The sequence below is a fragment of the Petrachloros mirabilis genome (assembly GCF_975968855.1).
Genome location: NZ_CDLUDY010000133.1, coordinates 1 through 9,020, shown reverse-complemented (window position 1 = coordinate 9,020; position 9,020 = coordinate 1). Strand labels below are relative to the sequence as shown.

The 9,020-nt window shown below is 57.8% G+C and carries 7 protein-coding genes; all 7 read right to left on the bottom strand.

Features of this window, described 5'->3' with window-relative positions; all coding sequences use genetic code 11:
- Positions 1-159: 159 nt before the first annotated feature.
- The 7 genes from ACWVCN_RS05375 to ACWVCN_RS05345 all read right to left on the bottom strand — a co-directional run bounded on the left by ACWVCN_RS05375 (position 160) and on the right by ACWVCN_RS05345 (position 8,725).
- On the bottom strand, positions 160-807 hold the full coding sequence (locus tag ACWVCN_RS05375) for a DNA-3-methyladenine glycosylase family protein (RefSeq protein ID WP_455244499.1): 648 nt from the start codon (positions 805-807) through the stop codon (positions 160-162).
- A gap of 4 nt (positions 808-811) precedes the next feature.
- Positions 812-1,411: a nitroreductase family protein gene (locus tag ACWVCN_RS05370; RefSeq protein ID WP_455244497.1), complete on the bottom strand. Its 600-nt coding sequence runs from the start codon at positions 1,409-1,411 to the stop codon at positions 812-814.
- 6 nt (positions 1,412-1,417) lie between these two features.
- A complete protein-coding gene (locus tag ACWVCN_RS05365) occupies positions 1,418-2,833 on the bottom strand; it encodes an efflux transporter outer membrane subunit (protein ID WP_455244496.1) in 1,416 nt (471 codons plus the stop codon).
- Entirely contained in the window at positions 2,826-6,011 is a 3,186-nt protein-coding gene (locus tag ACWVCN_RS05360) for a multidrug efflux RND transporter permease subunit (RefSeq protein WP_455244495.1), read from the bottom strand. The genes ACWVCN_RS05365 and ACWVCN_RS05360 overlap by 8 nt, the downstream gene beginning before the upstream one ends.
- Positions 6,008-7,291, bottom strand: a complete 1,284-nt coding sequence (locus ACWVCN_RS05355; RefSeq protein WP_455244494.1) for an efflux RND transporter periplasmic adaptor subunit — start codon at positions 7,289-7,291, stop codon at positions 6,008-6,010. The genes ACWVCN_RS05360 and ACWVCN_RS05355 overlap by 4 nt, the downstream gene beginning before the upstream one ends.
- A 146-nt stretch (positions 7,292-7,437) precedes the next feature.
- Positions 7,438-7,749, bottom strand: a complete 312-nt coding sequence (locus tag ACWVCN_RS05350) for an STAS domain-containing protein (RefSeq protein WP_455244493.1) — start codon at positions 7,747-7,749, stop codon at positions 7,438-7,440.
- Positions 7,750-7,759: 10 nt separating this feature from the next.
- A complete protein-coding gene (locus ACWVCN_RS05345; protein ID WP_455244492.1) occupies positions 7,760-8,725 on the bottom strand; it encodes a VTT domain-containing protein in 966 nt (321 codons plus the stop codon).
- Between the last annotated feature and the right edge of the window lie 295 nt (positions 8,726-9,020).

Genomic DNA, 9,020 nt, shown 5'->3' with positions numbered 1-9,020 from the left:
GGCCCCCAGCTCCATACAACTCCATCCGCCGGCAACGCCCGTCTGTTCAAGAAGCGCGATCGTCCCCGCGTCAAAGGCTGCTTCGACCAATTTCAAGCGACCAAGTTCAAAATCCTCCGCATTGTTTTCGAAAATGTATTCGTCCATACGGAAGTTCGCCTACGGAACTAGGCCGCTGACCCGATTTCCTTTGGCAAGGTCAACTGCGCGCCAGAGATACCAGGACGCCACCGTACGAAAGGGCTTCCATCGTTTCCCATAATCGAGAACGGCTTTTGGTGTCGGCATCGCGTGTTGCTGAAAAGCAATGCGGAAGCCGTTCCGCACACCGAAGTCGTCAACCGGCAGTACATCGGGACGTCCAAGTTGAAAGATCAAGAGCATCTCGACCGTCCATCGGCCGATGCCGTGGACGGCCGTCAAGCGGCCTATAATTGCTTCGTCATCCAGTTCCCTGATCGCGCGACCGGCAGGGACCGTACCGTCGAGCGTTTTAGCCGCGAGATCGCGAAGGGCCTTGATCTTCGGTCTCGAAAAGCCCGCGGATCGAATCAACGAATCATCCATGGCCAGCAAGTCATCCGGCATCGGGAACCGCTGCCCTGGGAAAAGCCCAATAAAGCGGTGCAGAATGCTCTCAGCCGCTTTGTCATGTAACTGCTGATAGGCAATCGCCCGCGCCAGTGATTCAAACGGCGTGCGTTCGAGCCGCGGCGTCAGCGTGCATGGCCCGATTTCGGCGATCAGCCCGCGCATGACCGGATCGATACGAGAGAGATGCGTGATTGCAGCCTTGTATCGACTCATCCGCTCACCAGAAAACGCTCGATGGACGACCCCATTCTCCTGAGAACACGAAGGTCTTGCAGGCCTCACGCATCCTTGGTTTGAGTTCCCGTTCCCGGAGGTAATCGGGAAGCATTGCGGGATCGCCAGGGTAGCCGACAGCGATGACGGCAACCGGTTCGAAGTCCGATGGGATTGTGAACTCTGTACGGACCTGATCGACATGAAATCCTGCCATCGGATGGGCGCTCAGCCCCATTTCCGTGGCTTGCAGGAGCAGATTCTCCGTCGCCAATCCTACGTCGTGCAGGGCATGGCGATTCATAGTCCCATTGTCAAACGTCAGCTTGGCAACGGACAGAATCAAGACTGGCGCACGCTGGGCCCATTTTAAATTCCCTTCCAGGAGGCAGTTCAAGAGGCGATTGTGCTCGGTCCGTTCTTCCTGTCTCGCCACCAGAAATCGCCACGGCTGCGCGTTATTGCTTGAAGGGGCCCAGCGGGCGGCTTCGAAAAGGCTTCGGAGTTTGTCTGCCTCGACGGTTCGATCTGAAAAGGCCAGAGGACTCCAGCGGCGATTGAGCAATTCGTGAATCGGATGCTCCGCTGGCGCCGGTTTCTCCATCCTTTGTTAACCTTCCTTTTTCTCTCCATTGGTCGCCGTCTCAGGCGACCAGCCACCACCCAATGCCTTGTAGAGTTGAACGACAGACACAAGATGGAGACGGTGGGAACTCGTCATCGCCAACTCCGCCTCGAACAAATTCCGTCTTGCCACCAGCACATCCAAATAGTTGGCGAGGCCGCCCCTGTATCGGAGCTCTGCGAGGCGAAGCGCGGACTGCAATGCCTCGACCTGTTGCTGCTGGGCTTGATTTTGGGCGCGAGCGGTTCGCACCGCGACCAGCGCGTCTTCCACCTCGCGAAATGCCTTCAAGACCGATCCTTCGTACCGAGCCAGCGCCTGCTTGGCCTGCGCCTCTGCCGCTTCTTGTTGGAACCCCAGAAACTGGCTGTTCAGAAGAGGCCCTGTGAAGCCCGCTCCTGCCACACCGTAACTGGCTGGATCGGTGAAAAGGCTCGATAACTGTGGACTCGCCACTCCTAGTAATCCTGTGAGCGAAATTTTAGGAAACCGGTCGGCCTTGGCGGCCCCGATGCGGGCCGTCGCTGCCGCCAGCTCATCCTCGGCTTGCAGCAGATCCGGACGCCGGAGCAACAACTCGGATGGCAAGCCGGGAGGTATGTCAGGGGGAAGGGGCTGCTCAGTGAGCGATTTGCCACGTGGAATCGTAAAGGGCTTTCGGCCCAGCAACACGCTCAATTGATTTTCCGCCTGGACCATTTGGCGTTCGAGCTCCGCTGCTCTCGCTGCCGCATTCGCGCGTTCCGCCTCGAACTGGTCCGCATCCAATTTCGAGGTCATACCCTGGCGCAATCGCGCCTGCGCAATACGGACTGATTCCTCCCACGACTGCAACGTACGTTTGGCGATGTCCAACTGCTGATCGAACTGGAGAAGAGTAAAATAGCTTTCTGCCACTCCGCTCACCAGTTGGAGCACGATTGCTCGTCGATTCTCTTCCTTTCCCAACAGTTCCGCGCGCGCCGCTTCGTTCGACCGGCGAATCCGCCCCCAGACATCGATTTCCCACGCCAAGTTTCCCTGGAGATAGTAGTTGAAGGGGTTCGCAAATCCTGGAAACCGGAACACCGTTTTCCTTCCGAAGGACGGCATGTTTCCTGACGCCGTAATGTCCGGAATAAACTCTGACTTGGCGATCATGGCACGTGCTTGAAATTCCTCCACCGCCGCCGCCGCTTCCTGAAGGTCTTTGTTTTCCTCCAGAGATATTCTGACCAGCTGCTGCAGTTGTTGGTCTTTCAAAAGTTCCCACCAGGGAAGGTTTGCCAGTGAGGGTGCAGTCGATGGGGCGTCGGCCATCCGGAACCGGTCTGACACCTCTGTCGCAGGCCGCTCATAATCCGGACCCATGGCGCAGGCCGGCAGCATCGCCACTAGGAACATGACAGCGAACTTAGGCATGCTGGTACGTCTCGTCAGTTGTTTCGGCGTCCGGGAGGATATCCTGGGGCTCCGCCTCCGGAGGTACCGGTGGCCTGCGTTTGAATCTGCTCACCATGACTACGAATGAGGGAACGAACAGGATCGCCAGGAAGGTGGCGGCGAGCATGCCGCCGAACACTCCGGTCCCGATCGAGTGCCGGCTGGCTGCTCCGGCTCCGCCTGCGATCACCAACGGCGTGACACCGAGAATAAACGCCATCGACGTCATGATGATCGGTCGGAATCGGAGACGGGCGGCTTCGAGTGCAGCATCGGCCGGGCGCATGCCTGCCATGATGCGTTTGTTGGCGAACTCCACGATCAGAATCGCATTCTTGGCCGAGAGACCAATCAAAGTGATCAGTCCGATTTGGAAATAAATGTCATTGGACAGCCCGGTCAACCAGACAGCAGCCATCGCGCCCAGGACCCCGAACGGGACGGCTAGAATCACCGCGAAGGGGACGGTCCAGCTTTCGTATTGGGCGGCCAGAACCAGAAAGACCATCAACAGGCCGAAACCGAAGGCCATGACCGACTGCCACCCCACATGCCGTTCTTGGAACGAAATACCGCTCCAGTCCAGAGAATAGCCCTGTGGTACCAAGACTGTTTGCGCCACACGGTCCAGCGCCTCAAGCGCTTGGCCCGAGCTATAGCCGGGTGCCGCGGCACCGAGGACCAAAGCCGTGTTGTACCCGTTGAAATGTGTCACCGGATCGGGGCCGCTCGAATATTCGGTGCTCACCACGGTATCTAACGGGATCATGCTCGGCCCTTGCGAGCCGAACGCGCGCACGTAAATCTTGGAAATATCACCGGGCTGCGACCGATACTGCGCTTCCGCTTCGGTTTGCACGCGGTACACACGGCCGAACTTCACGAAGTCGTTGATATAGAGATTGCCGAAGTAGGCTTGCAGCGTATCGAAGACTTCCGAGATCGGGACGCCCAACGACTTGGCCCGTTCCCGATCGACGTGCGCATAGAGCCTAGGGGCCGTCACACGGAAACTTGTTCCGATCGCGCCAATCGCCGGATCCTTCTGTGCCGCGGCGATGAATTCCTGTGTGATCCCCGCGAACTTCTTAAAGTCCCCACTGCTCGGGTCCTGAACCTGGAGCGAAAATCCCCCCGTGGCACCGAGCCCGCGGATCGGCGGTGCGTTGAACGCCAGAATCAGCGCTTCGGGTATCTTGGCGAATTCACCGTAGGCTTGGCCGATGATCGCCTTCACATGCTGCGACGGTGTCTGCCTCTCGTCCCAATGACGGAGAGGAAGGAACATGGTCGCGGCATTAGGACCGCGCGTTCCAAAGACGAAGTTCAGGCCTGACAATGCATCCGTCGAATGAATGGCGGAATTCGACAGAAAGGCCCGCTCAATCTTGGTGAGCACCGCATCGGTCCGCTGCTTCGAAGCACCGTCCGGCAACTGTACAACCGTGATGAAATAGCCCTGGTCTTCTTCCGGAAGGAAACTCTTCGGGATGATGGTGGTGAATCCGCCGGCAGCCAGGACGACCAGGCAGAAGAACAACAGCGCCAGCACCGATCGACGCATGACTATGGTTACGGCTGCGAGGTAGCCGTTGCGAGACCCGTCGAACCACCGGTTGAACCAGCCGAAGAAACCCTTCTTCTGACCATGACCTGGCTGCAGGACTATCGCGCAGAGAGCGGGACTCAATGTCAAGGCCACGAAACCGGAAATCACAACCGCAATGGCAATCGTGATCGCGAACTGCTTGTAGAGCTCACCCGTGATCCCACCCAGGAAACCCACCGGCACAAACACGGCGCATAGAACTAGGACGATGGCGATGACCGGCCCTGTGACCTCCGTCATCGCTTTTTTCGCCGCTGTCTTCGGAGACAAACGTCCTTGAGTCATATGACGTTCGACGTTCTCAACGACCACGATCGCGTCATCGACGACGATCCCGATCGCCAACACCATGCCGAATAGAGTCAGCGTATTGATCGAGAAACCCAATGCGGCCATGCCGGCAAACGTCCCGATCAACGACACCGGCACTGCGATGCCGGGAATCAGCGTCGCACGCCAGCTTTGCAGGAACAGGTACACGACCAGGATCACAAGCACCATCGCTTCGCCCAACGTCTTGACGACCTCCTGGATCGACACTTCAATAAACTTCGTGGTGTCGTAGGGGACGTCATACGACACACCTGCGGGGAAGTTCTTAGCCACTTCCGTCATTTCATGAAGGATCCGCTTTTGGGTCTCAAGCGCGTTGGCTCCGGGAGACAAGAAGGTCAGGAGGAACACGTTGGGTTTCCCGTTCCATCTGCCTTCGAGTGCATAGGACTGGGCGCCTAATTCGATCCGTGCGACGTCCTTCAAGCGGATCATGGAGCCGTCGGGCAGGGCACGGACGATCATGTCTTCGAATTCTTTGACTTCAGTCAGGCGGCCTTGAGTGATGATGGGGATCGTCAGCTCTGTACCCTTTGGCGCCGGTTCCCGTCCGATAATTCCGGCAGGGAAATCCCGATTTTGTTCGCGGACGACGTTCGCAATGTCAGACGGTGTCAGGCCTAGTTGCGCCATCCGGATTGGGTCCAGAATCAAGCGCATCGAGTAGCTGCCGCCGCCGAATACTTGAGCGTCGCCAACTCCGGGCAGTCGCTTGAGGTTGTCGATGATGCGCAAGATAGCGTAGTTGGAAAGGTAGACCGTATCGTGCGTGGGGTCACTTGAACTGAGCGCTACCACCGATAGGAGATCCGGTGAAACTTTCTTGATCGAGATGCCCTGCCGGACGACCTCGGGAGGCAGCTGCGGTTCCGCTAGCTTCTGGCGGTTCTGGGTTTGAACTTGAGCAATGTCGATATCCGTCCCTATTTCAAACGTCAACTTTATGGTCAGATGGCCGTCGTTCGTGCTCGTAGAATCGTAGTACAGAAGGTTGTCTATGCCGGGCAACTGGACTTCGATCGGGCGTGCGACAGAATCCGCAATCACCTCGGCGCTTGCGCCAGGATAGTCGGCTTCGATCTGGATCACCGGCGGGGTAATTTGAGGAAACTGGGCGATGGGAAGTTCCTGCAGCGAGACTAACCCGACGACCACAATGATAATGGAAACGACCGAGGCAAAGATCGGTCGATCGATGAAGAATTGAGAGATCACTGGACGGCCTCTCCCTTCGCTCCCACCGCGTCCGGATTCCCATCTTTCGGATGATCGGATAACGGACCAGAACCAGGTTGGCCAGACTCAGGTTCTCCCTCCGGCGAGACGGGCACGGGATTGACGGACAGCCCTGGAGTGACCCGATGCAAGCCGTTCACGATGACACGGTCCCCCGGTTTTAGGCCTTCCTCTATGATCCATTGACTATCATGCCAACTTGCTGCTTGTACGTTGCGGATCTCGACTTTGTTTTCTGACCCGACCAGAAAAACAACCGGACCCGTTGGGCCCTGCTGTACGGCCCGTTGCGGCACGAGGGTCACCCCGGAGTGTTTGTTCCCTTTGATTCGGACCTTGACAAATTGTCCGGGAAGGAGAATCCGTTCCTTATTCGGGAACGAGACGCGGAAATTTCGAGACCCGGTTTCTGATCGTAATCCGACTTCCACCATGTCCACGACGCCCTCGTGCTGGTAGCTCGTGCCGTCCGCAAAGATCAACGTAGCTTTCAGGTCGTAGAGACCTGCTCCCTGGCCGTCCTGTCCTACACGCTCCCGCATCCGCTTGAGAATGAACGACTCGGGAGCACTGGCATAGACGTACATCGGATCGAGCTGGTGAATGACGGTGAGCAGATCGGTCTGAGCTGAGATCAAGCGTCCTTCATAAAAACGGCTCCGTTCGATTCGGCCTGAAATCGGCGCCATGATCATCGTGTTGCTGAGGTCGAACTCTGCCTTGATCAATTCGGCACGCGCTCCCTCAAGCGAGGCCTTCGAGGTCAATTCTTCCGCAACGGCGTCATCCAAATCTTTCTGGCTCACGGCCTGTTCGGCCAGTAACGGTTTCACGCGTGCGAGGTTCTGTTTGGCCTGGATAACGCGAGCGTTGGCTTGCGAGATCTTGGCTTTGGCGCTGGCGACCGCCGCCTGGAACGGTACCGGATCGATTTGATAGAGTGGATCGCCCTTCTTGACGTCGCGGCCCTCCTGATACAAGACCGATTTCAAAAGGCCCGTTACCTGTGCCCGGATTTCGACTGGCCGTGACGCTTCAGTTTGGCCGATGAATTCAGGTTCGTCTGAAACGGTCTGCGTGGCGACCTCCAAGACTTCGACTTGCGGGGCCTGCGGCACCGGAGCCGGGACGGAGCTTTCTTTGCATCCGGTAAGCCCCGGCAGTAACCCTGCCAGGATGAGGCTCGCGGCAAACCAGGCCCCTCCGACCTTTCTGCTGCATCGGCTCATCTCCATTCCGGATGATTTCTGTCGCTTCATAGTCGTGCTTCTTTCTTTAAATCCCACCGCGCATCTTAGTGGGCCAATGACTCGCTTCGCAAGCCGATGGCCATAGCAGCCATTACATAAAAATCCCGAAGCAACCAGGAAGGTACACAGCCGGCCTTCAGAAACCTCATCCCGCATTACGAAGACCGTGCGGATCCCCTATGCGATGACTGGTCTTGGCCTGAACCCGTGATCTCATCCACGATGGATTTGTTGCAACAGCCTGCCGCCAGCAGCTCGGCTCCTTCCTGCCATAATCTAGTCAGGAGCGCTTTACCTTCCCGTTCAATAAACGTGACGCCCGTCAGATCCACGATAAGGGGAGACGCGGCGGAAGCCCGGACTCTTTGCCAGACACTATCAAGTTCCTCCACCCACGGTCCCGTCAGACGGCCTTCCAACCCGATCGTTGTGGCATCATTCGTCGAGTGAATCGTAATCTTCAGCATGTCGCCCCCGTCAGGCCCTTGCGCCAATGGCTGTCGGCGATAGCGCTGCCTGGTGGTCCTGCGCAGTGAGTCCCGTTTGTTCCCGCCAGGCCTTGATCCCGCCGGCTAAGGGCCAGGCGCGCGTGAACCCCTTCTTCTGCAAGAGAAGCGCGCCTTGCGCACTGGCCGTATCTTCCGGGCAGCCGCAATACACCACGAGATCACGATGACGTGGCAGTTCGTGGTGGCGATGGGCCAGCTCATCCAGCGAAATCTGGACAGAGTCAGGAATTCCCGGTTCCGTCTCCACACTGTCGCGCGGCCGTATATCGATCAGAAGGGGAGGCTCCTTCGCCCGCAGTTTTTCCGTCAGTTGTTCGACGGTGATCCGAGGCACCCCGCGCAGCTGCCGACGACGGGAGACCGCCTTGTAGGCCATGAAGCCGGTAAGGGCGCCGAGGGCCGCGAGCGTGGCAATAGGTGTCACTTGCTCTACGTAACCGAGGGCCCGCTCGATTTGACCACTGAACGCATAGCCGATCCCCAAACCGGACCCAGCCCAGATTACCGCCCCAAGCCCGTCGTACAACAAAAATAGTGGGGCGCTCAGTCCCACAATTCCCGCGAGGGGAGGTGCAATCGTGCTCAACCCCGGAACGAACTTCGCCGCCACGAGCGAATGAGGGCCATGCTTACTGAAAAAATCCTCTGTCCGTCGCACGCAGGAATCCGGCTCCAAGGCAATGCGACACAGGAGATCCAGAACTTGACGGCCTCGTCGACGGCCCAGGTCGAACCAGATCCAATCCGCCGCAAGCGCGGCGACGATCGTGACCCCTCCCGCGAGCCACAGATTCAGGTGTCCTGTCCCTGCCAATACTCCCGCTGCAACGAGGACCGGAATCGCCGGAAACGGCAACCCGACCTGCTCGACAAAAACAACAAGGAAGAGCACCAGCGCGCCGTATTGCTGTATGAAGTAAACCGTCTCGTTCATGGCGTCTCGTTTGATAGATCCTTCTCCCAGTCAATGTGCCCGTGGTCGGCAAGGGTTCCTCCACTGCCTCTCATGCCCTCGTTCGAATAACCGAATACACTGGCAAAGGCTATTCCACCGCTCCCTCTTCATTTCATACGCCGAACCTATTGCATAGACATAGCTTTCTCGTTCAACCCTCCAATAAGCCGTTGCAGCGCCGAAACCTCTGCTGCCGTTATTTCGGCATATGCCGACTTTTCAGCACTCCTCGAGGCCTCTGATGATCAGGGGCCATTCCGTTCTGGTAATTCAG